At 68.3% G+C, this 26,974-nt stretch carries 29 protein-coding genes and 1 pseudogene; 5 read left to right on the forward strand and 25 right to left on the reverse strand.

All coding sequences use genetic code 11. The features are described from left to right. Positions 1-40: 40 nt before the first annotated feature. The 17 genes from GA0070616_RS00580 to folE all read right to left on the reverse strand — a co-directional run bounded on the left by GA0070616_RS00580 (position 41) and on the right by folE (position 13,541). Complete coding sequence (locus GA0070616_RS00580) at positions 41-706, reverse strand: dTMP kinase (RefSeq protein WP_091074763.1); 666 nt, start codon at positions 704-706, stop codon at positions 41-43. Continuing rightward, positions 700-1,524: an inositol monophosphatase family protein gene (locus tag GA0070616_RS00585; RefSeq protein WP_091074765.1), complete on the reverse strand. Its 825-nt coding sequence runs from the start codon at positions 1,522-1,524 to the stop codon at positions 700-702. The genes GA0070616_RS00580 and GA0070616_RS00585 overlap by 7 nt, the downstream gene beginning before the upstream one ends. After that, positions 1,521-2,084, reverse strand: coding sequence for a P-loop nucleotide/nucleoside kinase family protein (locus GA0070616_RS00590; protein ID WP_091074767.1), 564 nt, complete (start codon positions 2,082-2,084; stop codon positions 1,521-1,523). The genes GA0070616_RS00585 and GA0070616_RS00590 overlap by 4 nt, the downstream gene beginning before the upstream one ends. Beyond that, positions 2,081-3,010 carry a nucleotidyltransferase family protein gene (locus tag GA0070616_RS00595; RefSeq protein ID WP_091074769.1) on the reverse strand — a complete coding sequence of 310 codons (930 nt, stop codon included), beginning with the start codon at positions 3,008-3,010 and terminating at the stop codon, positions 2,081-2,083. Before GA0070616_RS00595 ends, GA0070616_RS00590 begins: the two co-directional genes overlap by 4 nt. After that, complete coding sequence (locus tag GA0070616_RS00600; RefSeq protein ID WP_091074771.1) at positions 3,007-4,131, reverse strand: hypothetical protein; 1,125 nt, start codon at positions 4,129-4,131, stop codon at positions 3,007-3,009. The genes GA0070616_RS00595 and GA0070616_RS00600 overlap by 4 nt, the downstream gene beginning before the upstream one ends. Further along, a complete protein-coding gene (locus tag GA0070616_RS00605; protein WP_091074773.1) occupies positions 4,128-4,928 on the reverse strand; it encodes a hypothetical protein in 801 nt (266 codons plus the stop codon). Before GA0070616_RS00605 ends, GA0070616_RS00600 begins: the two co-directional genes overlap by 4 nt. Continuing rightward, complete coding sequence (locus GA0070616_RS00610; protein WP_091074775.1) at positions 4,925-5,698, reverse strand: HAD family hydrolase; 774 nt, start codon at positions 5,696-5,698, stop codon at positions 4,925-4,927. The genes GA0070616_RS00605 and GA0070616_RS00610 overlap by 4 nt, the downstream gene beginning before the upstream one ends. Then, entirely contained in the window at positions 5,695-6,411 is a 717-nt protein-coding gene (locus GA0070616_RS00615) for an IMP dehydrogenase (protein ID WP_091074776.1), read from the reverse strand. The genes GA0070616_RS00610 and GA0070616_RS00615 overlap by 4 nt, the downstream gene beginning before the upstream one ends. 2 nt (positions 6,412-6,413) lie before the next feature. Beyond that, the gene (locus GA0070616_RS00620) at positions 6,414-7,214 is read right to left on the reverse strand and encodes a dTMP kinase (RefSeq protein ID WP_342672251.1); all 801 of its coding nucleotides are present in this window, start codon (positions 7,212-7,214) and stop codon (positions 6,414-6,416) included. Then, on the reverse strand, positions 7,211-8,038 hold the full coding sequence (locus tag GA0070616_RS00625; RefSeq protein WP_091074780.1) for a hydroxypyruvate isomerase family protein: 828 nt from the start codon (positions 8,036-8,038) through the stop codon (positions 7,211-7,213). The genes GA0070616_RS00620 and GA0070616_RS00625 overlap by 4 nt, the downstream gene beginning before the upstream one ends. A gap of 91 nt (positions 8,039-8,129) precedes the next feature. Next, complete coding sequence (locus tag GA0070616_RS00630) at positions 8,130-8,825, reverse strand: 7-cyano-7-deazaguanine synthase (protein WP_091074782.1); 696 nt, start codon at positions 8,823-8,825, stop codon at positions 8,130-8,132. 118 nt (positions 8,826-8,943) lie between these two features. Further along, the gene (locus GA0070616_RS00635) at positions 8,944-10,080 is read right to left on the reverse strand and encodes a DegT/DnrJ/EryC1/StrS family aminotransferase (protein WP_091074784.1); all 1,137 of its coding nucleotides are present in this window, start codon (positions 10,078-10,080) and stop codon (positions 8,944-8,946) included. Continuing rightward, a complete protein-coding gene (locus GA0070616_RS00640; protein WP_091074786.1) occupies positions 10,077-11,108 on the reverse strand; it encodes a radical SAM protein in 1,032 nt (343 codons plus the stop codon). The genes GA0070616_RS00635 and GA0070616_RS00640 overlap by 4 nt, the downstream gene beginning before the upstream one ends. A gap of 97 nt (positions 11,109-11,205) precedes the next feature. Then, the gene (locus GA0070616_RS00645; protein WP_091074788.1) at positions 11,206-11,703 is read right to left on the reverse strand and encodes a phosphoribosyltransferase; all 498 of its coding nucleotides are present in this window, start codon (positions 11,701-11,703) and stop codon (positions 11,206-11,208) included. Continuing rightward, a complete protein-coding gene (locus GA0070616_RS00650; protein WP_245712587.1) occupies positions 11,687-12,472 on the reverse strand; it encodes a 7-carboxy-7-deazaguanine synthase QueE in 786 nt (261 codons plus the stop codon). Before GA0070616_RS00650 ends, GA0070616_RS00645 begins: the two co-directional genes overlap by 17 nt. Before the next feature lie 17 nt (positions 12,473-12,489). After that, positions 12,490-12,921 carry a 6-pyruvoyl trahydropterin synthase family protein gene (locus tag GA0070616_RS00655; RefSeq protein WP_245712588.1) on the reverse strand — a complete coding sequence of 144 codons (432 nt, stop codon included), beginning with the start codon at positions 12,919-12,921 and terminating at the stop codon, positions 12,490-12,492. Continuing rightward, positions 12,918-13,541 carry a GTP cyclohydrolase I gene (folE, locus tag GA0070616_RS00660; RefSeq protein ID WP_245712589.1) on the reverse strand — a complete coding sequence of 208 codons (624 nt, stop codon included), beginning with the start codon at positions 13,539-13,541 and terminating at the stop codon, positions 12,918-12,920. Before folE ends, GA0070616_RS00655 begins: the two co-directional genes overlap by 4 nt. Before the next feature lie 367 nt (positions 13,542-13,908). Between folE and GA0070616_RS00665 the strand changes: the two genes are divergently transcribed. Further along, entirely contained in the window at positions 13,909-15,330 is a 1,422-nt protein-coding gene (locus GA0070616_RS00665; protein ID WP_091074790.1) for an NsdA family TPR-like regulatory protein, read from the forward strand. A gap of 24 nt (positions 15,331-15,354) precedes the next feature. Here GA0070616_RS00665 and GA0070616_RS00670 read toward each other — a convergent pair whose 3' ends face one another. Beyond that, a complete protein-coding gene (locus tag GA0070616_RS00670) occupies positions 15,355-16,236 on the reverse strand; it encodes an aminoglycoside phosphotransferase family protein (RefSeq protein ID WP_091074792.1) in 882 nt (293 codons plus the stop codon). Positions 16,237-16,712: 476 nt separating this feature from the next. Between GA0070616_RS00670 and GA0070616_RS27410 the strand changes: the two genes are divergently transcribed. Together GA0070616_RS27410 and GA0070616_RS00675 are read left to right on the forward strand one after the other, a co-directional pair. After that, positions 16,713-17,072, forward strand: a complete 360-nt coding sequence (locus GA0070616_RS27410) for a hypothetical protein (RefSeq protein WP_139128812.1) — start codon at positions 16,713-16,715, stop codon at positions 17,070-17,072. Positions 17,073-17,279: 207 nt separating this feature from the next. Further along, on the forward strand, positions 17,280-18,446 hold the full coding sequence (locus tag GA0070616_RS00675; RefSeq protein ID WP_091074794.1) for an MAB_1171c family putative transporter: 1,167 nt from the start codon (positions 17,280-17,282) through the stop codon (positions 18,444-18,446). A gap of 587 nt (positions 18,447-19,033) precedes the next feature. Here the strand turns inward: GA0070616_RS00675 and GA0070616_RS00685 are convergent. Then, on the reverse strand, positions 19,034-19,522 hold the full coding sequence (locus GA0070616_RS00685; RefSeq protein WP_091074796.1) for a helix-turn-helix domain-containing protein: 489 nt from the start codon (positions 19,520-19,522) through the stop codon (positions 19,034-19,036). A 356-nt stretch (positions 19,523-19,878) separates the two neighbouring features. On the opposite strand from GA0070616_RS00685, the gene GA0070616_RS00690 reads away from it, so the two are divergent. Next, on the forward strand, positions 19,879-20,211 hold the full coding sequence (locus GA0070616_RS00690; protein WP_139128795.1) for a hypothetical protein: 333 nt from the start codon (positions 19,879-19,881) through the stop codon (positions 20,209-20,211). A gap of 357 nt (positions 20,212-20,568) precedes the next feature. Here GA0070616_RS00690 and GA0070616_RS00695 read toward each other — a convergent pair whose 3' ends face one another. Next, positions 20,569-21,375, reverse strand: a complete 807-nt coding sequence (locus tag GA0070616_RS00695) for a hypothetical protein (RefSeq protein WP_139128813.1) — start codon at positions 21,373-21,375, stop codon at positions 20,569-20,571. A 213-nt stretch (positions 21,376-21,588) separates the two neighbouring features. Between GA0070616_RS00695 and GA0070616_RS00700 the strand changes: the two genes are divergently transcribed. Continuing rightward, entirely contained in the window at positions 21,589-22,431 is an 843-nt protein-coding gene (locus GA0070616_RS00700) for a carbon-nitrogen hydrolase family protein (protein ID WP_091074630.1), read from the forward strand. Positions 22,432-22,618: 187 nt separating this feature from the next. Here GA0070616_RS00700 and GA0070616_RS00705 read toward each other — a convergent pair whose 3' ends face one another. From GA0070616_RS00705 to GA0070616_RS27895, 5 genes and pseudogenes are all read right to left on the reverse strand, one after another. Next, a complete protein-coding gene (locus GA0070616_RS00705) occupies positions 22,619-23,704 on the reverse strand; it encodes a hypothetical protein (RefSeq protein WP_139128796.1) in 1,086 nt (361 codons plus the stop codon). Positions 23,705-23,712: 8 nt separating this feature from the next. Beyond that, positions 23,713-23,904, reverse strand: coding sequence for a hypothetical protein (locus GA0070616_RS27415; RefSeq protein ID WP_139128797.1), 192 nt, complete (start codon positions 23,902-23,904; stop codon positions 23,713-23,715). Between the two features lie 305 nt (positions 23,905-24,209). Then, a complete protein-coding gene (locus GA0070616_RS00710; protein ID WP_091074634.1) occupies positions 24,210-25,496 on the reverse strand; it encodes a hypothetical protein in 1,287 nt (428 codons plus the stop codon). A 151-nt stretch (positions 25,497-25,647) separates the two neighbouring features. Next, positions 25,648-25,947, reverse strand: a complete 300-nt coding sequence (locus tag GA0070616_RS00715) for a hypothetical protein (protein ID WP_091074800.1) — start codon at positions 25,945-25,947, stop codon at positions 25,648-25,650. Positions 25,948-26,287: 340 nt separating this feature from the next. Then, positions 26,288-26,974, reverse strand: a pseudogene (locus GA0070616_RS27895) (hypothetical protein); the annotation flags it as partial.

Raw genomic sequence — 26,974 nt, forward strand, 5'->3', positions numbered from 1 at the left:
GCAGGGCTTCGGCACGGGGCGCATGACGCGGGGAGGGACGTCACGAGATAGGGGAGAGGTCGGCGGAGGGCAGGATCAGGTCGTCGACGGCCGCGAGCACCGCCTGATGCGTGTCATCCGTACTCAGTCCGCTGACGTCAACGACTCGTAGGTCGGGGGCGGTCTCGGCGAGGGCTGTGTAGGCGTCGTGGACGTAGCGCAGGAAGGCGCGCTGCTCGTCGGTGTACGGGTGGCGCTGACGCTGCTCGGCGCGGGCGATGGCGTCGTCGGAGGGAAGTCGCAGCCACACCGACCGGTCGGCGGCCGGACCGGCGAGTGCGCCGACCTGCTGCAACCAGACGATCGCCTCCTGCGGTGGGGTCCGGTGCTTCTGCAGCAGCCCGGCGAGGCTGTAGGAGTAGAGGGTGTGCAGGCCGCGGTCCTCGATGACGGTGGATCCGGTGCCAAGCGCGCTGGCGATGTGGGTGGCGTAGGTGTCGGCGCGGATCGCGGCCGCGAGGTAGGTGTCGGTGACCACGCTGTCGTGCCGGGAGAACGGGTCGCCGGAGTCGAACAGGCTCAGCAGGGTGCGGCCGAGCGGCGCGGCGTCGCGAGTGAGGTTGTCAGGCAGATAGGTGACGGCGCGGCGGTGGGACAGGAACGCGGCGAGGGCGCGAGATTGAGTGGTTTTCCCGGCACCGGGCAGTCCCTCGAAGGCGATCAGCACGAGGCGGCCCTCCTGTCGTATCGAGTTCCGGTGGTGGCGGTGGCCAGGATGTTCAGGACGGACCCGGTGAGCCGGGGGGCTGTGACGATCGTGGTGAGTGCCGTGCTGTCGTGTGGGCTGCCGTCGGTGTCGGTAACGGCCGCGCCTGCCGCGCGGGCGATCGCGACCCCGGCGGCCATATCCCAGTCCCGGTTGCCCAGGGTGATGCTGGCGTCGAGGGTGCCGTCGGCGACGAGCGCGAGGTCGACGGCCGCGGAGCCGAGCATGCGGACCTTCCCCACGATCGGCGCGAGCGCGGAGTGCAGGGCGACGGCGACGCCGTTGCGTTCCGGCGCGTCGTCGCCGGTGCCGTAATCACCGATCGCGATCATGGCGTCCGGTAGGACGCTGATGGCAGATGGTGCGATCGCCTCGCCGTTACACCAGGCGCCGATGCCGGGTGCGCCGCTGTAGGTGCGGTCGAGTGTGGGCAGGCTGATCACGCCAAGCAGTGGCCGGATGCCGTCGGTGAGTGCCAGGGAGATGCCGTAGAGCGGTAGGCCGTGGATGAGGTTGAGGGTGCCGTCGACGGGGTCCAAGACCCACCGGTTCGGGGTAGCCGGGTTACCGCCCGACTCCTCACCGAACCGGTCGATGTCGGGGGTGCGCTCGGCCAGGAATGCAAGGATCTCGCGTTCGATCGTGTGGTCGAGGTCTGTGGCCGCGTCCCGGTTGCCCTTGGCGATGACCTGTTGGACGGACTGGGTCTTCAGCCGGCGGGTGCCGCGGCGAACGGCGGCGAGTGCGATGTCCAGCATGACGGGGACGTCGGTTGTCATCGGACGGCTCCTTCCTCCGCGGTGGAGGCTGCGGCCATGTTTTGGAGGTAGTCGATGGCGGCGGCGAGGATTCGCGCTGCCGTGGTGTCGGTGCGTAGGTGCAGCGCCGGGACGATGAGGGGGTCCGCGGTCGCCTTCAGTCGCTGGTAGAGGGGAAAGCCTCGGTCGGCGGCGGGATGGTGGCCGTGCTGCTGGTCGACGTCGAGGCGGGCTCTCGCGACAGGATCGGGGCACCAGCACCTGATGACCGCCAGCGGCTGGTGCAGTCCGGCCGCGAGCCGGACCACCTCGTCGATCTGGTAGCGGCGGGTGCAGGTGCGCTCAAGGATCACCGTGGCGGCGGGCTGTCGGGTCAGGTGCTCGCGGGCGCTCTGGTGCAGCAGGGAGACGACGAAGTCATCTTGGTCCCGGCTGTAGGTGACCTGGCCGCTGGCCTCGTAGAGCGCTGCCCGGACGCGGTCCTTGTCGAGCACCAGGCAACCGTGGCCAAGGTGTGCGCGCAGGGCGGCGGCCAGCGAACTCTTGCCGGTGCCCGGCAGCCCGGCCAACTGCACGATCATCGCCAGACTCCAATGGCCGGCGGCTGAGGGGTGATGCCGCCGGCATCACCGACTCCAGGCTGGGACAGCGGCGGCTGTTCGGGCAGCTGTGGCCAGCAGGATCGCAGCACCTGCCATCCGGTCTGTGCCGGCACGGGTACGACGGTGGCCGCAGTTGTTGTGGTGGTGTGGTGGGCGCTGTAGCGCAGAGCGTCGGCCAGCGCTGGCCAGCGGCGCTGCGCGGCCACGCGGGCGAGCGTGTGGAGGAATCCGTCATCACGGCTCAGGATTGGTAGCGGCTCCAGGTCCGCCGCGTGCGGCGGCGCGGGTGTACGGCGGGCGAGGACGGATGCGATGTCGGCAGGGTCGCTGGTGTGCGCCAGCCGGGTGCTCAGGTCGAGGGTGAGGCCGGGAACCAGGGGGTCGTCGAAGTCGCGGTGTAGGGCCGTGGGTCGGCGCCCGGTGGCGTAGTAGCCGCAGCCGGTCAGGGCGTCTACGGCGTCGTCGGCGGCCTCGGCGGGGATGAGGATGTCGACGTCGCTGGACTGGCGGGATCCGTCGCCGTGGTAGAGCAGGCTCGCGTGCGCGATCCCGTTGATCGCGGCGGCCGGGACGCGGCGGCCGGTGAGGATCGTGATGACGCGGGCGGCTTCGCGGTGGTGAACGCGCCAGCGGTGAGTGTTGAGCCGCCGCTGCCCCCGCAGGAACTGCTGCATCGGCCGGGCCAGGCCCGCCGTGTGGCCGTGGCGGTCGAGCCAGTCGGCGAACAGGCAGAGCATCTTGGCGACGATGGCGTACTCCAGCACTTCGCCGAGAGGCTGTATGTCCTCGTCGACCAGGTCGACGTCGGCTGGGGTGCCGGGGGGTTCGCAGGCGGCGCGCAGCAGCCGGTACGCGCGCAGGCAGTCGGTGGTGGCGGGAAAGAAGGTGGCAGGAGCGGGGGTCATAGTGGCTTCCTGGCGTCGAGGAGCGCACCGATGGCGTCTGCCAGGGCGGCGGGGTCGGCGCCGGCGTGGACGCGGTAGCAGGGCAGCGTGGCCAGCGCGGCGGCGGTGCGGTGCAGGTGGGCGTTGGTGACCTCGTCGGGCGGGCCGGGCACGAGCCAGTGGTTGATATGTGCGCTGGTGCCACGTTCGGGGTCGTGCATGAACATTCGGGTGTTGAGCAGCGTCTGGTGCACCTCGGTGGGGTCGACGCCCTCGACTCTGACCTCGGATCGGCTGGGGTCGAGGTGCGGCCAGATCATCATGGATGGGGTCATCTGGGTGGCGACCTTGCCGCCTCGGTGCAGCAGGTCGGAGAAGTCATCGGGCTCGATGACGACCTTGTGCGGGAAGGTCCACTTCTCGTCCGTCGTCAAGGCCTGCTGGCTGGCGGGGACGCGGTGGCGCAGGTGCGGCAGGGCGGCGAGCGTGCCGATGCCGGCCCGCAACGGCATGGGCCAGGGATGGCCGTGCAGGCCGTTGTCGCTCGCGTGCAGCATCAGCCGGTCGTTGGTCACGTAGTCACCGCCGAGGTGGTGCAGCCCGGCCAGCAAGGTGGTGGTCTTCCCGCGCCCGCGGTGCCCGGCGATCAGGATGCCGCGCCCGGTGCAGGTGAACGCGGCGGCATGGGCATAGACCATTCCCTCGGCCAGCAGTTGCCCCGTCATCGCCTGGCGCACCAGTCGCGGTGCCCACAGTCCGATCGCGTCCGCCGTCGCGCACCGGACCTGGATCGTCCTTGCCGTCTGGTCGGCATGCAGCAGCGTTCCCCGGTCGGGCACCCAGAAGGTGCCCGACGGGCCGGGGAGGCGTTCATAGGCGTACGTCTGCGGGCCGATGTCGAAGCGCCGTCCGCTCGTCGTGGCCTCGGCGCTGTTTGCGACGTCGGGATCGAGGGTGAGGTAGATGTGCCAGTTGGTGGGTCCGGCGGGTTGCTCGTCGTAGGAGTACAGGACTCGACGGGCCTCGACCAGCGCTTGTGCGCTGTCGGTGTCGAGGGCGACGGTGGCGTTGCCGCACCGGAAGGTCGCGGCGCGGCCGGCGGCGGCGACCGCGGCCGGGCCGATACCTGCGGGGTAGGTCATCGGCTCTCCGTTTCGCAATCGCACGGCGTGTGCGCGGGCAAATGGCGGTGCGCCTGCCGGGTCAGGGCGGCCAGCGAGGACTGGTTCGCCGTGCGATAGAACTCCGGCAGGCTCGCGCCATCGAGGGCCTGGCGTAACCAGGTGGGCTCAACTGCTTGCTGTGCCGGACCCCATGTGGCCAGCGCGGCGCCGGTGAGCTGGAATCCGGCGGCGGCCCGCTCGGCGGTGATCTCGACGGCCGGAGCGCGCCGGTACTTGTCCGCGTCGAGGTGGACCCGATCGGCGGGCTCGTGGCCGGCGGTGGGCAGGTCGGTGTAGAAGTTGAACACTGCGGCCGGACCGTCGAGCGCGAGGGTGAGGTGCCAGCCGCCGAACGGGATCACGGCCAGCGCATCGGCGGGGCACTCCTGGTATCGCAGATTCGGCTGGCCGGCGGCGGTCCGCCAAGCGGTGATCATCAGGGTGCGGCCGGTCAGGGTCTGGAACACTTCCAGCTGCGTCGGGGTGTTCCAGTGCCCGGTCGAGCGGTGCAGTTCCCCGCCGGGCAGCACGCCAGGCTGGTATTCGACCAGGTCGGCGCACCATTCGGTGCGGAGCACATGGCGGCGTGGCAGGACGTCGCGGTGGGCGGTGTAGAGGAGCGGATCGTCCCTGGTCTCGTGGTGCAGGACGGCGTCGCTGAGGAATACCGCGTTCCCGCCGTCGCGGTGGCGGGTCAGGAGGTCGGACAGGCGGAAGCCGGCGCCGACGTGCTCAGGGAGCACGGTCAACGCGGCAGCCGATGTGGTCGTGGTCATCGCGGCTCCGAGGAGGACAGGACACCGGCCGGCTGGCTGGTGGCGGACACCGCGTCAACGAGTTGGTTGAGAGCGGCGATGGTGGGAACGCCAGGTCGGGCCGGACGGCCGGTCGGCCGGTAGTGCACAGCCCGGCAGCCAGCGTCTAGGGCACCCCGGACATCGGTGAGCCAGTCGTCGCCGACATGGATCACTCTGTCCGGTGTGGTGTGCGCGCGTTCTGCCACCGTGGCGAAGACCTCCGGCCGTGGTTTCGCGATGCCGAGCTCCCCGGAGAACAGCATGTCGGCGAAGAACGGCGACAGCTCAAGGTCGTCAAGCAGCTGCCGGTGCACCTGGGGAGAGGTCGACAAGGTGTTCGAGGTCAGCACGAGCCGCGCGCCAGTGCCGATCAGCGCACGCAACGCGTCCTGCGTGCCGTCGATCGGGCGCGGGCAACCGCGCAGACTCGCGTGGGTGTGCACGACTTCGAGGACCGAGAGCATCTCCGTCGTCGCCGTGACCGCGAGCGGTTCGAGGATGCCGGCCAGCAGCTCGCCGGCGGTAGGTTGAACGCCGCCGTGGCGCTGCTGGTGAAGCGCTAGGCGATCGGCGGCCGTCACCGCGTGGCGGATCTGGGTGATCGGTCTGGCGTGCCCGAACGCGTCCAGGATGCGCGTGAACTCAGCCACCCGCCAGTCCATTACGGCCGCCCGGTCGCCGTGCACGATCAACGTGCCCCACAGGTCGAGACTGACCGTCCAACTCGTCAGATCAGGTGAGTTGGTCATCGTGGCCCTTCTCTTTCGGGTGATGCCGGCGGCATCGGTTGGTGGGAGCGGATCCACGCGGCGGTGCCGGGCAGGTCATGGCTCGCCCAGAGCAACGACCCGGGGACGACACCGTTGGCGCCGGCTGCGGCGAGCGCCGCGACGGTGTCCTGGCGGATGCCGCCGTCAGCGATGATGGGGATTGCCTGCTGCTGGGCGTCCAGTAGCCGCCGCATCGCGGTGATCCGGGCCAGGGCGGCAGGCTGCATGGTGGTGCCCTTGGTGCCCAGCGGGGTGCCGATCAGCACGATCGCGTCGGCCTTGGCGAGCAGACCACGGATGTTTCTGGGGTCGGTGTCGAGCATCAGCGCGATCCCCGCTGCCCGTCCGGCGTCGTGAATGGCGCGAACGGCCTCGGCTGCGCCCGTGGCTTCCGCGTGCACGGTGATCAGGTCGGCGCCTGCGTCAGCGAAGGCGCACGCGAGCCGGGTCGGTCGGTGCGCCATCAGGTGCACGTGCAGCGGCCGATCGGTGTACGGCCGGACCGCGCGGATGAGGTCGGGGAAGAACAGCGGCTCCGGAATGAAGTGGGTGTCGGAGGCGTCGATGTGCAGCAGGTCGGCGTGCGGGCTGATCCGGGCGGCCTCAGCACCGAGCGCGGACAGGTCAGCCGACCAGAGGGACACATCCAGCAACAGCCGGTCGTCCGGCAACGCATCGAGAAAAGACGGCATTCTCATCTGCCCCCCGGTGCGGTCGCGGACAGCGGTGCGGCCCGCAGCACGCCGAGGAGCCGGCCGGTGATCTCTTCGGCCACATCCCCGGCCGCCCGCAGCCCGACCCGCACGCGGGCCACCTGGTCCTTGTGGCCGGCAAGGACCTGCCGGTAGGCGGCGGTGTACCGGGGCAGGAACAGCAGTCGTTCGATGGCGGCAGGATCGCCGCCCCCGCGACCCCGGGCGATGGCGCGCTCGCGGGCCAGCGGCCACGGCGTGTCGAGGTACACCGGCACGTCTGGTTCGCAGAACCACGGCGCGACCACGGCCCGCAGATGTTGCAGTGTGCGGGCGGGATCGGTGTCGGGGGCGGTCTCGGTGAGCACCGCGAGCGCCCAGGCGAGCTTGGAGTAGACGCCGTGGTCGACGAGGACCACGTCAGCTGCGGCCAGGGCGGGCCGGAAGCAGCTGACGTGGTGATGGGCCTCGCGGCACAGGCGCAGCAGCACGTCGATGGTGCTGTGGTGGGGCATGGCGTACCCGCCGAGCCCGGTGCGCGCGCGCAGCGGCGAGCGTTCAAGAAAGGCCGACAGCCGGCCGATGCTGCCGGGCTCCCCGCCGTAGTGGATTACCTGGACGGTGAACCCGGCCCGCCGGAGCCTGGCGCCTACGAGCTGGGCCGCCGTGGTTTTGCCCGCTCCCCAGACTCCTTCGATCGTGACTAGGCGTCCCCGCGGTGACGCGATCCGCCACGTTGGTCCGGCGTGCACGTCGGTTGCCGGTGTGGTGGTGTGCGGCATGCCTGCTTCCGCCCGTGTCATCGGGCCGGCCGTAGGGCGGGTAGCCAGTCGTAGTCGACAGCGGGGTCACGGGTTGGTTCGTACTCCAGCCCGATCCATCCCTGGTAGCCGATGTCCTGAAGGGCGGCGAAGTAGGCCGGGTAGTCCAGCGCGCCGGAGCCGGGACGGCCGCGGCCAGGGTCGTCGGCTACCTGCACGTGGGCGATGCGGGCCGCGTGCCGGTGCAGCAGCGCGGGCACGTCCTCGCCGGAGCGGCCGTGGTGGTAAAGGTCGCACAGGAAACGGGTGTTGGTCAGGCCGGTGAGGGCGTTGACCGCTTCCGCGGCGGCCACCACCGCGGCGGCGTCGCCGAGCGGGTAGGCCGGGGCTTCCCGGGGGCTGATGGCCTCCAGCACGATCGTGGCGCCGATTGTGTCTGCGGCAGTGGCGGCGGCGGCGAGGTTGTCGAGGGCTAGCTGGTCCTGGTGGGCGGGGTCGACGTCGGGTTTCCGGTTGCCGTACAGGGCGTTGAGGATGCGGCAGCCGGTGCGTGCGGCGAACTCAACGGCGGTGTCGATCCCGGCGAGGAACTCGCCGTGGCGGCGTGGGATTGACAGCAGCCCGCGGTCCCCGGATCGCATGTCACCTTCCACGAGGTTCATCGCGATCAGGCGCACTCCGGCGTCGTCGAGCGCGTTCTCGTAGGCGTCGACCTCCCGGTCCTCGGGGGTTGGGCTAGTGAATGGCCACCAGCACTCGACGGCGTCGAAGCCGTCGGCTGCTGCGGCGGCCGGCCGGTCCAGCAGGGGGAGGTGCCCGTAGAGGATGGATATGTTCGCGGCGAATTGCAGGCCGGAGACGTTCACTGCTGCTCCCAGATGGTCAGGGGTCTCGTATCGGTGATGCCGGCGGCATCGGCCGATGGGTGGGGTTCGATCAGCGGCTCATCGAAGGTGGCTAGGGGAGCGCGCCGACGGTGGCCATGGCACGGTGGAATTCCTCGACGCGGTGTGGCGGGTAGCCGCCGCTGGCCATCGCCGGCACGTAGTAGGTGCGGATCCGGTCCCAGGTCCACGGCGGGGCGGCGAAGTGGCCGGTGATGTCGTTGTTGGTCAGCGCGATCCACCGGCGCAAGCAGCTCGGACACCGGCCGCAGTGCGTGAACGCGCTGCCTGGCGTGGCGCAGGAGAACGTCTGCAACAGGTGGTTGACGGGTAGACCGCTCTTGAGGTACCAGGCGACGATGTCCGATTTCGTCATGTTCCAAAACGGGCTGTCGACCCGGATCGGCCGGTCAACGAATGTGGACAGCATCTCGCTCATCCGCGCGAACGCCTCGGGGCTCTTGTCGGCGGTGTGGTCGCCCTTGACGCCGACGCACCAGATCACTTCGGCGCGGAACGCGGCGAGCATCGCGAAGAGCACGTTCCGGAACGGGATCAGGTCTCCCTGCGGCGTGGCCCAGCGGGACAGGTCGAGCTCGTTACTGATCTCCAGGTCCATGCCGTGTGCGGCAGCAAGCGCCTGTACGGTGTCGATCTCCTGCTGCCGACCGTAATGCCCGCTGTCGAAGTACAAGGTCCGCGGTTTGCCCAGGTAGTGCCAGGCGGGGAAGGAATCCAGTCCGGCGGAGAAGAGCAGGATCTCGCTCATCTGTCACTTCCTCTGGTGGGTGCCGCTGCGATGCCGGCGGCATCAGTCCGTGGCTGGCCGGCGCCGGCGGGCGCGGATCCCAGGTGCGGTGCTCGCGGCCATCGGCTCACGTCGCGGGTCAGGGTGTCCATCGGCGGGCCTCCTTCATGATCGTTTGTGCGTAGCCGGTGATGCGCTGCTCGTCGTCGTGGTCGGTGAGGATGACGGCGAGGGTCCGGTCGACGACAGCGGCAGCGTGGGGGCAAGGCGCGGTGGTGAACGGAGCGAGCGCGGGGCGTCGATCGGCGGGGATGAGACCGAACGTGCCGACGCTGTTCGGTACCCCGCAACGGGCAAGGTGCTGGCAGAACGCGCGGGGCTCGTCCAGGGTCACGGTTGCTAGGAAGCTGTAGCCGTTCCAGCCCCGGCGGGCGGGGACGTCGGTGACGTCAATGCCGGGGGCGCCGGTCAGCAGGTCGGCGAGCAGGCACGCTTGGTGACGACGGCGGGCGGCCAGCGTGTCGAATCGGGCGAGGTTGGCGCGGGCGAGGAGCGCGAGCGGCTCGGCGAGCCGGTAGTTGTAGCCGACCTCGGCCGGATGACCGTCTTCGGGTGGTGGCGGCTGCTGGTGGGAGCGAAAGGACCGGGCGCGTTGCGCGATGTCGTCGCGGTCGGTGAGGAGGTAGCCGCCCTCTCCGGACCAGAGCACCTTGCCGTCTTTGAGGCTGAAGCAGCCGACGTCGCCGGTGGTGCCGGCAAGTCGGCCGCCGGCGCGGCTGCCTTGCGCCTGGCAGGCGTCCTCCACGACCGCCAGGCCGTGCTCCGCCGCAGCGCGGGCGAGCCGGGCTGGGTCGCCCGGCCGACCCCACAGATGCACGGGCAGGACCGCCTTAGCCGCAGGCGTGACCTTGCGGCTGAGGTCGTCGTAGTCGAGATCGGTGCCGGTGGGGTCGCAGTCGACGAAAATCGGCCGGGCACCGGCGTGGACGACCGGGGCGACCGACATGATCACCGACAGCGCCGGGACGAGGACATCGTCGCCCGGGCCGATGTGCAGTGCGCGCAGTGCGGTGTGCAGCGCCGCAGTGCCGGAGGACACCGCGACCGCGTGCCGTACACCGGTGGTTGCGGCCAGTTCTCTCTCCAACGCCGCGCCGTGTGCACTCCCGGCAGGGTCGGGCATTCGGGTGAGCAGTCGGGCAAGGTCTGCGACGACGGCCTCGTCAAGCCCGGCGAGGTCCGGTGGCGCGGCGGTGCGCGGATACTCGGGCGTCATGACGGCACACCGGGGGGCAGGAACTGAGCGAAGCCCATCAGCGGCCACATGTTGACGCAGTCGGCGGAGAACAGGTGGCAGTCGGCGCAGGCGCCGCCGGGACCGAACAGGGTGCTGGCGCTCGCACCGCGGATCGAGCGCTGGCCGCCGCCAGCCGTGGTGGCGCGGATCTTCAAGGTGGAGGGGCAGTCCCAGACGCTGCCGTCGGGCTCGATGAAGAACAGGTCGGTCCCGCCGAAGCAGCCGGGCACGAACCCGGGAAGCTCGGCGGTGACCGCGTCCATGACCTGACCCGGGTAGCCCGGCGGGGGAAGCTGTACCGGCGGCGCGTCATACAACCGCGCGAACGCTGCGGCCAGCGCCTCGGCATCAGACGCTGTGAGCGACAGCTGCTGGTGCAGCGTGTGCTCCGGATCAAGGGCGATCGGCTGCGGCACGAAGTAGTCGCAGCCGAGCTGAGCGGCCAGGGCCGCGGTCTCGGTGACCGCGTCGATGTTCTGCCGCGTGACCACCGAGTAGATGCCTACCCGTGGCGTCCGGCCCCCTCCGCGTGCGGTGACCAGGGCCTGGACGCCGGCCACGACGTCGCGATGGCCGTGCAGGCCGTTACGGGCCGGACGCCACCGGTCGTTGTAGCCGGCATCGGCGGAGTCGAGCGAGACGGACACGGCGTCGACCCTGGTAGCGAGGATCGCGTCGACCAGTTCCGGCCGGTTGAGCGGGATGCCGTTGGTGCACAGCACCACCTGGACACCGGCGGCCTTGATCTCGGCGACCACGTCCATGATTGGCGGCCAAATGAGCGGCTCGCCGCCGGCAAGGAAGATCCGCTCGACGCGCGATGCGCGCAGGGTCTGCACGAACGCGGCGATGGTGGCCAGGTCCAGATCGGTGCGCGCCAGGTGCGACAGCGCTCCGGGCTGACCCGGCATGGCTTGCCGGTGCTCCTCAATGGTGCCGAAGTAGCAGTAGCGGCAGCCGAGATTGCACGGCGAACGCAGCGCCCACAACAGGGAAACACCGGTCATCGCGTACCGCCCTCCGTTCCGAATTCAGTGCCCGCCAATGCGCTGTGGCCGCCGCCGCGAGAGGCGCAGGTGCGCGCAGAACGAATAGTCGCCCCGGTCATGCGCGCTCCCACGGAAAGATCACCCAGCCGTCGACGACGGTTCCGATGTAGGTCAGCGCCTGCCCAGGGGCCTGCGGGCGCCGCCAGTTGCCGACGTTGCAGACGAAAGTCGCAGTGCGTGTCCGTGCGGCCCCGGCGTCTCGCACCAGCTCGACGGTGCGTGCGAGGGTGTCGCCGCTGCCGGCGACATCGTCGACGATCAGCACGTCCGCGCCGGTCAGGTCGCCGAGGCTGGCCGGGTTGGCGACTTGCGGGGCGGCCGACTTCACCGCGTCGACGCCATCGGCAGTGGTGTGCAGAACTTCCACGGTGCGTACCGTGCGTACGGCGAGGGCGTGCGCGAGCAGCACTGCGGGGATGACGCCGCCGCGCAGCACGCCTACCAGCACATCGGGCACGCTGTCGGCGCGGACCTCGTCCGCGATCCGGTCGGCGGTGGCGGTGATGGCGTCCCAGCCGAGCATCGGGGGGGTGCCGTCATCGGCCACGTTCATCACCCCAGATCAGCACGTGCTGGCGGGTGGTGAGGTTCCAGCCGCGGGTCAGCGCGACGTCGGCCAGCCATCGCATCCGGTCGGCGACGACACGGACACTGGTGCCCTCTGGAGACAGCCACACATCCGTCAGGCCGAACTGCTGCTGCAGGTCAGCGATCTCCCGTACGTCATCAGGGCTGGTTACCACGAATTTCCACCGCGCCTGCCCGCTGGCCTGTAGCTGCCTGATGACCTGGGGTTTAACCCGTTTGCTGTAGGGAACGGCGGAGCTTGCCAGTTTCAAGCCAGCGTTGAAGCGCGCGCCGGCCGCGATCAGTTCGGTCCCCGGATTGATGGTCGCGTTGGTCTCGATCTCCAGGGCCTTACCCAAGGCGGTTGCGCGTCGGGCGAGGGCGGTGACTGTGCCTCGGTGTAGCAGCGGTTCGCCACCAGAGACGACGACTAGACCCACCGGTGCCAGGCTGGGATCGCCGGTGGCGGGGTCGAGCCGCACCAGCGCGTCCCAAATCTCGGCCGCGCTCATCGTCGGCGCGGCCTCCAGGTCGTGCTTGGCCGTGTTCCACGTGTACTCGGTATCGCAGACCATCGCACCAACGGCGGGTGTGTTCGGGCGGCGCGGCATGCGCGAATACCCACAGGTCAGGTTGCACCTCATGAGGCGTACGAACAGGGCGCGGCGGCCGAGGTTCACACCCTCTCCCTGGAAGGAATAGAAGAGGTCGGCTACCCCCACCCGCTCACCGGCCGGGGTGATCTCGGTGGGCAAGATGGCTCTCTTCCCGGTCACGGGACGTCCTGGCGGTATTCCGCCCAGCTGGTCGCGGTTTCGCGCACCCGCACGGCCTCGATGACCACGCCGTCCGGCAGGGCGAGATGGGCCGCGCACCAGTCGAAAAGCACGTGCGCCAGGTGCTCGCTGGTCGGCTCGACGTTGATGGCGTCATTGAGGAGGCGGTGGTCGAAGCTGCCGTCCAGGTGTCGTTTCAACGGATCGAGTTCGGCGAAGTCGACCACAAACCCCGGCCCGGTGAGCTGCCTTGAAGCGAGCGTGATCTCCACCGTGTACCGATGCCCGTGCAGTCGGCCGCACTTATGCCCCTCGGGCAGCCCGCCCAGAAGGTGCGCTCCCTCGAACGTGAACGCCTTGCCGATTCGATAGATCCCTGGTCCGGCCACATTCATGGCGGTCGAGTTGGCCAGTGCCGGTCGGCTCATGCGGTCCTGCCCGACGGCACGGCCAGATGAAAGAACTCGCTACGCGCGCCCTGGTCTTGCTGCAGTCGGCCGCGGGTGGCGACGGTGAGCGTTTCCGCGCCGGCGGCGCGGACACCACGACGGGTCATGCACAGGTGCTCAGCCACGAGGACCACGCCGACGCCGTCGCATGCCAGCTGCTCCTCCAGGAACCCGGCGATCTGCTGCCCGAGGGTCTCCTGCACCTGCAGCCGGGCGGCGAACATCTCCACCGCCCGGGCGATCTTCGACAGGCCGGGCAGCTTCTCGCCCGGGTAAAAACCGACATGCGCGTGGCCAGAGAACGGCAGCAGGTGGTGGGCACACAGGGACGTAAACGGGATGTCGCGGGTCAGGACCAGGTCGTGTTGACCCTCGTCGTTCGGGAATGTTGTGAACGTCCACGACTGGGAGCTGAGCATCTGCACCAGGGCGTCGGCCATGCGTCGCGGGGTGATCCGGCCAACCTCGGTGTCCATTGGCACTCCGAGTGCTCTCACCAGTTGCGTGACCGCCTGTTCGACTTCCTTCCGATCGAGCACGTCCACACCAGGGAGCACAGTGTGGACTGCGCCGTCGAGGTCGGGGAGGGTGATTGTCACCAGGTCTCCTTCGGGGGTGAGCTCGGACGTCCGGTCTGCCTTCCGGGATGCGACCGCCTTATGCGCGAGCGCAACCCGGTGTGCCTCCGCCGAGCGCGGTAAGGGCGTGCGCCGTGCTGATCACGCTTTGCACTGGTAGCCCGTGGTTGAGCTCCGCGTATGCAGCAGGTCGTTCGGCGGTTGGATCTCGGCCGTTGCGTCGCGGCGGCCGTGGACTGAGCGTGGCACCGGGCCGACTGGGGTTACCAGACCGTGAAAGGCGCTCGGGAAGGTGCGCGAAAGGTGCGTTCGCCCACTGTCGATGTCTTCGCCGGTACTCTGTGGACGATTCCGCTCCGGTTACTTGAGGTATGTGGGGGGAAACGTCATGAGGCTGCCTTCACGTATCGTCAACCCGGTCTTGGCGGTGCTGCTCGACGGAAGTGGCTTTACCTCGCTCGACGAGTTCGCCGCTGCGGTCAATGCTCTGGCGAACCAGGAGTACGGCCTTCACCTGTCCTATGACCATGTGGGGGTGAAACGCTGGCTGTCAGGCGGGACCTGTCGGCAGCCGGAGGTGGTGGCCGAGGTGCTGTCCCGGGCCTGGGGTGTCGAGATCCCGGTTGCCGTGATCTGGCCTCAGTCCCGTGGCGGCGCCCCTCCGGCGGCACCACACCTCGTTCCCTGCGTGGCCCCTCGTACGCTTGATGAGTTGGCCGCCTACATCGGGAGCGACATGCTGACCAGGCGCGCACTTCTGACCGACGCGATTGCCTTCACTGCGGGTGAGGCGTTGAGCGATCCGCTGTTGCGCTGGCTTGCCGGGCCTGCGGGGCGGCTACCGGACAGCTCCGCGCCAACATCGCACCGCTTGACCATCTCGACTGTCACGAGAATCGAAGCTGCCACTGCCGCGTTCGGCGCCGAAGATGCGGCGATCGGCGGCGGCCTAAGCCGGGAGGCCGCGGTCGGGCAGCTGAAACACGCCGTCGACCTGCTGCGCGAGACGTCCTACACCGACGCGGTGGGCAACCGGATGCTCGCTGCGATCGCCGAGCTTGCCGGAATGGCGGGCTGGATGAGCCATGATGTGCAGATGGCCGGCCCCGCCCAGCGGTACTTCACCCTGGGGTTGCAGGCCGCTCGCGAATCCACCGACCGGCGATCGACGCTCCTGCAGGTCAGCCTTCTGGCGGACATGGCCCGGCAGATGCGCGACCTAGGACACCCGGCCACCGGACTGCAACTGGTCGACGCTGCCCTGGCGCTGCTGCCGCGCGGGCGGTACCCGGCCGCCGCGGCGATGCTGTGGAACCTGCGTGCGCGGATGCTCGGCCCGCTCGGCCCCTCCTCGATCAGCGAGCTCAAGCACGCGGTCCGGTTGGCCGAGGATCTGCTCGCCGACGCGGACCCTGGCGATGATGACCTGCTGGCATACACCGGCCGAGCCGAACTTGCCGGCAACGCGGCCCTCGCGTGGCAGGACGCGGCCGGCCATATCCCGGCTCTCGCCGCACACGCAGAAGAACAAGCCCTCGCCGCACTCGAAGCACGTTCGCCCGGCTACTCCCGCTCGACCGTCTTCGACCAGATTTGCCTCAGCACAGCCCGCTTCACCGGAATCGACCCAGATCAAGCCGCCACCGACGGCCATCAAGCGATCGACTTGGCCGCTGAGGTCGCCACCTCCGCGCGCGTGCTCGACAGGCTGAGCTCACTGCTGACCCACTCTGCGCCGCACGCCGCCCGGCCTACGGTCCGGGCGTTCCGGGAACGACTGATCGTTACCCTCCGCGCCGCGGCGGCCTGAACGCCTCTGCAGGTTGCTGCCCGCTCATCCGACAGGTGACCAGCGGATGGAGCGGTCACCCGCGCGTAGCGACGCGATTCGCAGCGCAGCCTCGCGTGCGTGCGGCGGAGAGGATGGCGCGCGACGGATGTGCGCAGCAACCGATCGCAGCTCATAGATGTCGCGGAGGATTTCCCAGCCGGTCTCCAGGGTCGGGTCCGCGCCATACGCGGTAAGCATCTGGGTCAGCAACTGCGGCGACCCACCGAACCGTTCCTCAGCGGCGGCCGGAATGAGATCCCACTCGCGCGGCGCGGTCGCAGCGTTGTCCCAATCAGCGACCAACCGACCGGTGCGGGCCGAGATGACGTTGCCTAACTGTGCGTCACCATGCACTAGGCCGGCACCCAAGCGGGACTCGACCGCGTCAAGGCCGCGCTGCAGCTCGACCGCCCTCGCATCGAGCCACCGCCGGTCTGATTCATGCAGCCAACTGCTGGCCTGAACGGCCGCGACGAGCCGGTCCAGCGGACGGAACACCGGGAGGACAAACGGCGGCCCCAGACTGTGCAGCCGTCGCAACAGCCCGCCCAGTTCTGCGCCGGTGACCGGTTCCGGATTCGGGCAAATATCGGCCTGTTCCCAGAATGTGACCGGGGTGCCTTCCTCCTGGCCGCCGTCGACGATGATCGGCTGGTCGACCCCCTTAACCGGCACCACGCTGGGGAAGTCCTCACGCACCAGCCAGCGGGTCACCTCGACCGCCCGCATGGCCCGTCCCACAGCATCGGCGCCTCGGCCGACACGCACGATGATGCGAGCTCGGGGCAGAAGAAACACCGCGTTGCTGTGGATACGTACCGGGCGCAGACCCCGAATATCGAGACCCGCCAGACGGCACGCTGTCCGCGCCTCCGCCTCAGTCATCCACTACCGAACCGAACAGCCCTTGACCAGCATATCCCCGCCCTGCTCCCTTATCCGACTCAAACGCCTGCGTTTGCGTCTACGGTATCCACGGATGAGGTGCTGCACAGTGTCGCGGGTGCCACGTGAGCTATGGGGGCGCAGTAAGGGTCTACCGCCGAACTGATGCCGGCGGCATCAACGGCGGAAATCCTCATCGGCCAGAGTCTCGGCTTGAGTCGTCGGCGGCCCGTCGTTAGCGAGGTTGATGCCGGCGGCATCGCTCAACCCGCACGCCACCGGGAAGCATCACGGTCGCTGCGGTTGCCAGGCAACGTGGGCGCATGCAGACGTCGCCGCTCGTGTGTTCGCTTTGCTTGCTCGGCCTGCCAATGTCACTCAGCTCACCGGGCGGCGGCACCTCTGCGCCGGCGGCCATCAGTTACTCGATCGTAGGATGGGGCCTCACCCCTCCTTCGGATTGAGGTAACCACCCTATGGCTAATCAGCACGGAATCGATGAGCAGCCCATCACTGCGTTACCCCTCCTAGCTGCGCAACTGGAGGCTGGCAAGTTCGCAGTACAGGCGCATTTGAGTCTCCTGCCGCAGGCCGATCTGTCGCCGGAGGACTTGACGACGCTGGAGCGACAGTGGGAAGAGTCCCTGCCTGAGCTGTACGAGATGTTCGAGCTTCCCGGGCAGAACTGGCTTTCTCAACCAGGTCTGCCCTCGTCAACTAGAGGCGAGGTGGAGCGTTACCTCGAACTGGTTCAAGAAGTAAATCGCCTAACCAGAGAGGCAATTAGCAAGCTTAAGGAACTTCAGCGCAAAACCGGCAATAAGCCTGATTTGTGACTTCCGGGCTGATGATTCAATGGCATCATGGAACTTCCACGACGCCTACAGGAGGGACGACCCAAAAGCCGATTTAGCCCGAGAGTGCGACTTTTAGTCCGATTGCGCAGCGCTGGACGCATCCATAACCTAGAGCGTTCGGTGCCATGAAAAGCGCGAGGAGCGCTACGACGCTCCTCACGAGACGAACACGGGGGAGATGAAGGCATGACCGGCTGGGCAGGCCTGCTGGCGCTGATCCTGATCTGGTCCGCAGTCGGCTACCGCTCTTGGAGCCTGCTCCGTCATCCGCGGGGCACGATCGCGTGGGCTTGGTGGCGATCACTTTTCGCTTTGGCCGGCGCCGTTTCGCTCTTTTACCCGCCAGGTTACAACGCCGCCTACTCACTCCTCAACATCCCCAACGTTGCGGAGCTGGTAGGGCACTGGTTAATCCTGATCAGTGGATGGCAGGCCGCCGCTGTCCTCATCTTCCTGGCATACGGCAACGAGCCGGTTGTGGCTCGCCGGATGCTGTGGAGGCGTGGCATGCTGGTGCTTGCCACGCTCGCGGTAGCCACATACTTCTTCATTAGGATCCCCGCCGAGACGAATACGACCAAGTTTACGACCGTTTACGCTGACGCGCCTTTCATCAATCACTACTGGATTACATACCTGGTAGCGGTTAACATTCTGCAAGCGGATATCGCCCGCCTATTCATGAGTTACTCGATGAAGAGCACCCGAGAGGCTTTGAGGATCGGGCTAAGGATTATCGCCCTGGGCGTCCTCGTCGGATCGCTGTACTGGATGCACTGGATTGCCTTTTTGATCTTCCAGAACTCCACCGGCGAAACTCCCGAGTGGATCGAACTGTGGGGAGCTGTAGCAGCGGTTAGTGCCGTACTGCTGGTGGTCATTGGATCGACGATCCCGGTCTGGGGACGGCACGTCGGGCTGAGAGGACCGCTGACCACATGGCGGGAGTTCCGCGCACTGAATAAACTGACGCCACTGTGGGAAGCGCTGACGACCGAGATTCCGGACATCGCCCTGCAAGAGTCGGGTGCCGACACCTTGTCCTATCGGCTCTACCGACGCCGAGTCGAGATCCTGGACGGGATCCTTGCGCTTCGCCCCTACAGAGACCCGGATGCTGAGCAGCGGCTACGAGCGCAGTTGGGGGAGCAGTCGATCGAGGCGGACCAAGTAGACGCAAGGGTGGAGGCCGCGATGATCGAGCATGCACTCAACGCCCGGCGTCTGGGACAACCTGCCGGCCGACCCGCATCCGGTGCCACCCAAGTATCGGTGAGAGAAGATGTAGCCTGGTTGTGCACCTTGAGCAGGGAGTTTGCTCGTCTTCAGACACGTAATGCAGAGGGCCGGTGAGAGCTTTGATCTTGCCTACTCTCCGTCGGATCACCACGCCGATATCAAACCGCCTCGCCGCTCGCAAAGGTTCTGGGCGTTGTGCCAAGTCGCCTAAATCGACTGCGCGGTCTAAGCTTCGCGAGCTGAACCTTGAACTGCCTTCGCCATTCTCAGCTGACGCTCTATGCGCCGCCGTTAGCCGGCAACGCAACCGGCCTATCGTCATTCTTGAGGTCGACCGCCTTGATGCTACCGGGCCTTGTGGGCTTTGGGTGGAGACGGACACCGTCGACTACGTCATGGTAGCCAAAGCGGCAACGAAGACGCACCGCGATCACATAGTGCTGCACGAGCTGGGTCACCTCGTCTACGACCACCAAGGCGTCTTGGGGCGGGAAAGCCTGCATCTCAGCTTCCCAAACCTGAGTCCAGCAGTCGTTCGCCGTGCCCTAGGCCGGGGATCCTATGATGCCCATGAGGAGCGCGAAGCGGAGGTTTTCGCCTCTGTTGTTATGGAGCAAGTAACTCGTGAGCAGGAGGGTCGAGCCGTCGGCCACGATCGCGAGGTGCTTGCTAGCCTCCGCGACATCTTCGAGTAGGCCGAATCAGTTTCCGGACTCTCGATCCGTCGGTCGCCGGGGAGAGGTGTCGAGCCCTTCGATAGCGCGAACATGCTCCACAATGTCGGCGATATGACTCAGACTCTTCGGCGATAGGCCGCCCAGCCGTGTTGCGACTCGGGTAACCCCTGCGTCAGCAAGCAGTTTGACTAGGGCCAGTTCGTCAGCGATGGCGCGCGATTTCGCGTCGTCGAAAAAGTAGGCCGGTGAGACGTCGAAGAAGCTCGCCAGAGATTCCAGGTGACGTTTTGTCGGGTTGTCGCGCTCGCCGCGTCGCAGCATCCACAGGTAACTTGCGGAGATCGTTGAGTTCCCTGCCGACTTCGCCATCGCCGCAGCAACTTCTTCATTGCTGTGGGGCGTGCCATCCGGTCGACGAATCGTGTCAAACAGGTTATTGATCTTATCGGCTAGCGACCACCTCGATCGATCCACGCTAGCCTCTACGCCTTCGCCTGGCTCGCTCGCGGCCATCGTTCCCCCAGCTTCCCGCGACAACCGGCGTGGATCCGGTGTGGTTTGACCATCACATCAGTTGAATCCGTAGCTTACCTGAGCTTAGACTCAGGCGGGCCATCGCTCAACTAGCGTGAAGGGGCGGAGCGGTGACCTTCACAGGGGTAACGGGGGTGGAGGGGCGCGATGAGAGGCGACCGCGGTGCGGCGGTCCCTCCATCGTGCCCCTCTAACCGTTGCGCCATGTTGCCGCCAGCCCGCCTCTTGGCATCCGTACACCAACTTCGACCAGCTCAGACCTCATGGCTGGTGCAAAGGAAGCTACAGGACCGACCCATATCGAAGCTAGGGCATGACTACGGGGGTAGACGACCATGTCCAGGACCAGTTACGCAATAGCCCAGCAGTGCCATCCAGACAACGAAGTCACGGCTGTGGGGGCCTACGACCCGGACGAGTTGGTGGCCGTGCCTGCATGGACCGTGAAGGTCGCCCGAGGCTTGGCCGCAACCCTCGCTCACTGCGCCGACCTGCAGAAGACCATCGACTTTGGACAGCAGCCCGATGTCGACAGCATCGTCGAGGCAGCTACCGCCTTTAACCCTCTTCCCGAGCATGAAGACATCGGCTCAACACAACAGCTCGCTGAGCTGCTCCAGGAGACCGCCCAAGTCCTGAGTGAATCGCTACAAAACGGTCAAGATTGAGGTACCCGATCCTGCCACCGCAAGGACACGGGTTAACGCCGGGTGGTGAGCGACCGGCTCTGGCACCAAGAGCATGAGCAGCATCTGGCGACGAGCTGCGGGCGGGTCTGCTGGGCACACATTCATACCCGTCCGCTAGGCGATCGCGGCCCATGAGCGGCAACCGCGAGCACCAGATGTATTAGGGACCCGGCCGACGATGCGCCGGGATTGATGCCGGCGGCATCACCTACCGTTGTATGGGGGCGCACCGCCCGCTGCAGGGCGGGGGTGGCGAGGCTGGCAGTCGGAGGTCGTCCGGTGACGGCTCCGTCTGGTGTACCGGGGCCGGGGTGCCCCCTCGGGGCGGCCGATTCGTTATCGGCGACCTCGTTCGGCGTCGTGCTGGCTGACCCGGTTGATGTAGGCGGCGAGCGCCGTAGCGATGTCGGAAGCAGTGACTTTCTCGCCGTCGGCGTTGATGCCATAGGTTTCGGAGAACCAACGCGGGTCGTCAGGGGCCATCCTCGCGTAGGTGCCGAGGAAGCCAGCGGGCTCCTGGTACAGCGAGATGACAGTCCCGTGCGGCCACCGCCGCTCCCAGCGTACGTAGCGCCTCGCGTACTTGGGGTTCGGCGTACGCCGCACCGGCGGGTAGGGCGTCCAACCGTGGTCGAGCAAGGCCTGCGCGACCCCGGCGACGTGCTCCCGGCCGGGGGCCGAGGTTCGGTCTTCGAGCTCGCTGATCAGCGCGTTCAGCGTGCCCGGTGCCGCCGGTTGCTGCACCACAGTGGTGCGCCGACCGGTGGCGCTGGCCACGATCTCGACATCCTGGTGGTCATACGCTCCACGCACTGCTGATGGTGATGCCTCCATTTCAGCGGCCAGCGCCTCCTGCGTATACGGGCGCGGGCTGACGAACTCGCGGGCATAGGCAACCAACAGCCGGATGCGCTCCTCGGCTGCGGCCTTGACACGCTGCTGCTCGCCTAGGGCGAACAGCAGCGGATCGTAGTCGTGTGTGGTCCACACTTCGCGCAGTCGCCGCACGGTGTCGGCTCGGCATGTCAGCACCTCCTTCAGCTGCCGCTCGTAGAGGTCGGTTTCGTGGTCGTCAGCGTGGGCAGGCAGGGGGCGAGGCAAGGGGTGGAGCAGGGCGGCGATGTCATCGGTGAGATCAGGCATACCCTTACAGTAGGCAAGTAGCTGCATAGTATGCAAGGGTCTGTCATGTGTGCGCCTGATGCCGGCAGCATCGGTTAGCCAGCGAGCCCAACTGGGGGCTACTGCCGGTACGGCGCCAAGGATCGGCGTATGTTCGAGACGATCGTGCAACCGCCGCCGTAGCGCTGTGGGTGCGCTTGGCGGCGTCGGGTGGTAGTGGGCAGTGTGGCACTCGTGGATGCCATAACGATCGCCGTTGCTCAACCGATGGTGACTTGCGAGCCCGCTGCGAACGGATCAATTACGCGCGTACTCATGCGCGAGGCGCATGAGCGGGGAGCACGCCTGCTGCATTTTCCCGAGGGAGCACTCACCGGCTACGCCGGGCAGGCGAAGGGGCACTTTGCCGGCTGGGCCATCGACTGGACGCCCGTACGGGCGCAGCTCGACGAGATCGCTGAACTCGCGGGTGAGCTCAATCTATGGGTCGTACTGGGCGGCAACCACCGCCTGACTGGCTCCCATCGCCCGCACAACAGCCTGTATGTGATCTCCAACCGGGGAGAGATCGTTGATCGTTACGACAAGCGGTACCTCTCCCACGCCGAGGTGACCGATTTCTATTCGCCCGGCTTCGAGCCGGTGGTCATCGATGTGCCCGGCTTCCGTTTCGGCTTGGCGCTCTGTATCGAGATCAATTTTGCGGAGGTGTTCCTCGACTACCTGCATCGTGACGTGGACTGCGTGCTGCTTTCCTCCTTCTCCCAGGACCCGGTGTTCGGCGTGATCGCCCAGGGTTACGCCGCAGGCAACTGTCAGTGGATCAGCGTTTCGGTGCCCGCCCAGTGCAGCCTGGCCATGCCAAGCGGAGTCGTGGGCCCGGACGGCACCTGGCTAGGGCGGTGCGCCTCCGACGGTCGCAGTGGATTGGTGTGTGTCGACCTTGACCGGCATGCGCCGGAGCTGAATGTGGCTCTTAAGGCCGCCCGACCCTGGCGCGCCACCGCCCGCGCCGGGGTGATCTACGAACAGCGCCGCGTGCAGGACCCGCGCAGCAGCGATCGCACAGCGTCGTAGTTGTCCCGCGAGCCCTCGCATGGCAAGCCTTCTGTTGCCCTGGATGGCGGTTGCCTTGGGGCTCGTGCGCGCACGGGACGCGGCGTCGCTTGGCCGCGTCGAGGGCCGTCTGGGTGACGCCGACGGCGCGGGCCAGCTTTCCGGTCTAGTCGATGCCGCCGACCGCCGCTGGGCTGGCGAGGCCGGCCTAAAGCGCGCTGAACGCGCGGGCCTCGTCGACGGCGGCTTGGCCCTTTTCGCGTCGTAGCTGGTCCTCGTCAGTCGGGGCGGTGAGGACCTGGTGGATGGCGTCCAGCGCGGGCCGGTCCAGCGCGGTGTCGTTGACGGTGAACAGGGCAGGCATGACCTGTCGGTTCGCCCATCGGTTGTCCCGGTCGCCGACCTTGCCTGTGCGGAAGTTGCGCCGAGGGTCGCGTGCCCGGTCGACCAGCCGGAAGCGGTGTAGCAGCTCGGTTGCCCTCCACGTTGCGCGAGCGAGCCGGAAGCGTTCCTCCCGGTGGTCGGCGCGCAGGTAGACGCCCTGCTGCTGATGTCGGGCGGGAAACTGGTCGCGCAGCATGGCCAGGGCGAGGTACGCGGCGAGCTCGGTGTCGGTAAGGGCGAATACCCAGAGGTTGGTGAAGAACGCCGGCGCGATCCGGAACGCCGTCCGCGGCTCGGGCACGACGTATCGGGGGTGTTCCTCTGCGGTGCTCGACTCGGCGTGCAGCTGCCAGCTCGCTCCGTTGGCGTCGGGGTCGTAGCGACGGCGCGCTCCGTCGGGACGCTGGCGGGGCAGCTGCAGCAGGTGCTCGTCCTCCAGGGCGCGCATCGCCTCGGTGATCTGGCGGGCGCGCAGGGCGGCCGCCGTGCGGGCGGTGCCGGTGGTCGGCAGTGTCTCGGAGAGGACGAGCTGCCGCCACGGCTCGTACTCCTCAGCCGGACTCCCGCTGATCCAGCGCACGTTGCGGACGGTGTCGCTCGGCCCGCATCGGCATTGCGCGTCGAACAGCATCAGCAGGAACAGGCGCAGCTGCAACCCGCGGGACTTGATCAGCCGGGACATCGCGGGCGCCGGCCCGTCGGCCGGCTGCACCACGAACGACTTCCGGATGTAGATCCACTCCGGCTGCCGGCCGGGCCCGTTGTCACCCTTGCGGCCGCCGTGCTGCCACAGGTGCCGCAGGTTCGCCCGAACCGCTGTGGCCAGCGGTCGGGTCGGGTCGACGTCGTATGCCTCGCGCAGTGCCTTGACCAAGCCCGCCCGGGCTCGGTCGCCGGTAGACAGCTCCACCGGCACGGTCACCGCTCGCCTCGCAGCGCGGTGACGTACCGGGTCAGCGAGGCGAGCACGCGCAGGCAGTGGCGGCGGGTGGCGGGTCGACGAGCGGTGAGGGCGGCCAGCGCGACCAGGACGACGCCGATCGTCACCGTGGCCACAGGCAAGGCGAAGACGATCACGCTCCACCCGAGCTGGTCAGCGAGTTCATTCATGTGCGACGCTCCAACTGGTACGGCAAGGGGTCCGCCCCTCGGTGCTTACCAGGGCGATCGGGGGACGGGCCCCTCATCTGTCTCGCGCCGGGCGGCGCGACGAGGCCCAGGATGGCTGACTTTTCGCCCACTGTCGCGCCCGTGATCTTGGGGCGCTTCTCCCCTCAGCAACCACAAAGTCGTACCGGAGGACCAAGGAGTTTGTGGTCGTTGAGAGGTCGCCGCTGGAAGGGGGAAAATTATCCCGCGCGGCCATCGGCGTGGCGGTCGAGCCTGTGACGCGCAGCGCCGACGCGAGCTGACTCTCAGCCCGTCTGATCGGGCAGGTAGCCGTGCTGACGGAGGACCCGCTCGAAGAAGCAGGTGACCGTGGCCCGGGCAGCGTCGGCGTCACGGAACTCATATCCGCCGAAGCGGACCACGTCGTACCCGGCGAGCTGGAGGTCGCGGTCTTCGGCGACCATCTCGGCGTACAGCCGTGGGCTGGCCAGGTCACCCTCGGCATAGTGCTGCTTGCCGTCGATCTCGATGACCAGGCGTCGCTGGTCGCGCAGGAGCATGAGGAAGTCCATGCGCTGTCGAGCGAGCGGGCCGGGCGCATGTCGTTGCGCCCGGGTGCGGGGGTCGTAGTGGAGGTAGACCTGCGGAATGAGGGCGGGTAGGCCGAAACCGTGCTCCTTGAGCAGCGCCGCGTAGGTCTGGAACATGAGGTACTCGGGTCCTCGGCCCGCCGACGGGTCGCGGTCCCGGTCGAGGGAGAGCACCAGGCGGGCGTGCAGGCCGTTCGCGGCGTCGCGTTCGCTCACGCCGGGATGCCCCCGGGTCTGCCGCCACCAGTCGACCAGGTCCGCCCAGCTGAGCCCGGCGGCGGGAAGCGGGCGGTCGTACACCAGGCAGAACTGCCCGTTCTTGGTGATCTGGATCGTGTTGCTGACCGCGTCGACCAGCACCAGCTCCGGCTTGGGACCGTCGGCGGCGAAGATCAGGTTCTTGAAGGTGGAGCGGACACCACCGCGGCGGGCGCCCGCCAGTTGCAGCAGACCCCACAGGTGCGGCAGGTAGTAGACCTCCACCACCCGAGTGCCGAGCTCGGCGAGCTGCTCGTCGGTCAACGTCTGGATCCGGGCCCGGACGTAGCCGCGCTTGCTGTAGTGCGCGTCCTCGATCTCGCCGTCGGCCAGTCCGAACGACCGGCACACCGTGGGCAGGTCGTAGGACTTGACCTGGTGCAGGGCTTCCGCGATGGCCTCGCGCAGCTGGATAGACGTGGCCCCCCGGGTGCCCGCCTCCACGCGGGCCATCGGGTCCACGAGCATCGGGGCGATCGTCACCTCGTGCTGGCCGACACCGATCCGCAGCTTGTCGAACTGCGCACCGATCGCCCGCAGGTCCGCCGGCTCGAACAACGCCATGAACATCGGCCGCACCCGCAGCACCACCGTTGCCGGGGCCAGCCAGGCCGCGGACGGCGACGGAATGGTCTCGGCGGCCTGCACCAGGGACACCAGGTTGGCTGCCCGCTGGTGGCCGGCCTCCACCAGCAGCTCCGACACCGTCGACAGCTCACTGTCGAGCTTCCAGTCCCTGTTCATCGGCCAGGCCCCTCCGGCATGCCGGTCACTGTAGGCGTGGTGCCGGACACCCTTCCCGCACACCGTTGCGTGCGCGCTGCTGCGCCAGCGTGGCCGTCTGCTGGTACTGATGCTGGCGGCATCACCTGCGGTGTCACGGTCGCGACCACCGTCATCGCGACGGGCGCGGGCGTCGCCGGTCCAGGGCCGGCTGATCGTCGCGGGCCCACCGCTGGACGTCGGCCCACGACAGGCGCAGCGCGCCCTGGCTGGTGACGATCTGCTGCCAGAGCTGACTGTGCGGGCGGCCCCGGTGGTCGTCGGGTTGAGCGGATAGCCGCTGGATCCAGCTCTCTTGGGCGGCGGCCGTCCAGTCGCCCAGCGCGCACCGCACGAGGGCTTGGTACAGCACGGCCGGGGAGTTGCCGTCGTAGCCGAAGGTGTATCGCGGCTCGTCGCCGGGATTGGGCACCGGCTGCGGCGCCAGCAGCGTCCCGTCGGGGCCGGGGTCAGGGCGAACAGGCCGGTGGCGGAGTAGGTCTTGTCGGCGGCGATGACGGTCTGCGTTGTCCAGCCGGCCGGTGGCATGCTGGTGGGCCATTCGATGAGCAGGTGGTCGGCGATGCCCCCAACACCGGCGGTGAGGTGCGCGACGAGGCGTCCCTCGGGGTCGCGGTAGAGGTCGACCAGGCGCTCGCGGGCGCGGTCGAGCATCTGGTGGTGGGCGATGGCGGTGTCGGTGGCGTCCTCGGTGAGCAGGCGGACCAGCCGGCGGGTGGGACGAGCTGGGTCGCCGTGCGCGTCGGCCGGGGTCAGCCGGGTGAGGTGGCGGCGGTATTCGTCGTGGATCGGCCCGTGGGCGTCGGGCCAGCTGTAGGTGACGCAGAAGGTGTAGACCCGCTCGGGATGGGTGGTGGCGAGCTCGCCGCGTAGCAGCAGGATCGCCTGGCGCAGCGCGTCGCCGTACGGGTCGCCGGGCCGCCACGGCCTGTCGCCTCGACCTGCGCGAGCCGGTCGAGTTCGTCGGCGGCGGCCTCGGGGTCGAGGTCGCGGCCGGCGGCGACGGCGGCGCGCTGCTCGGCCACGGCGGGCCAGGTGGGTGGCTGGGGTGCGGCCGCAAGGTACCAGCCGTCGCCGGTGCTCGGGTGGGTCAGCGCGGTGCTCACGTCGCGGTGTACGGCGCGCGTCTCCCGGGCCAGTAGGGCGAAGGCCTGCGGGTAGCTGGTGTGCATGGAGTGCTCCAGCGCCGCGGTGAGCCGGGCGATGGCGGCGGGCCACTCGGTGATGGTGTCGGGGATGGACACCGGGCGCGGCTGGTCGAGCAGCCGGACGGTCCGCATCAGCTCCGGGGTGGTGGTGCCGGCCCACCACAGCGGCAGGGGCCGGCCCAGCACCCGGGCGGCTTCGGAGGCGAACACGGAGCCGGCGTACTCCGGTGCATCCGGGCGGCGCTGCCGGCCGATGACGGGTTGCCGCATGGCGGCCACCGGCTCGCGCTG

It is taken from the genome of Micromonospora nigra, assembly GCF_900091585.1.
GTDB classification, from domain to species: Bacteria; Actinomycetota; Actinomycetes; order Mycobacteriales; family Micromonosporaceae; genus Micromonospora; species Micromonospora nigra.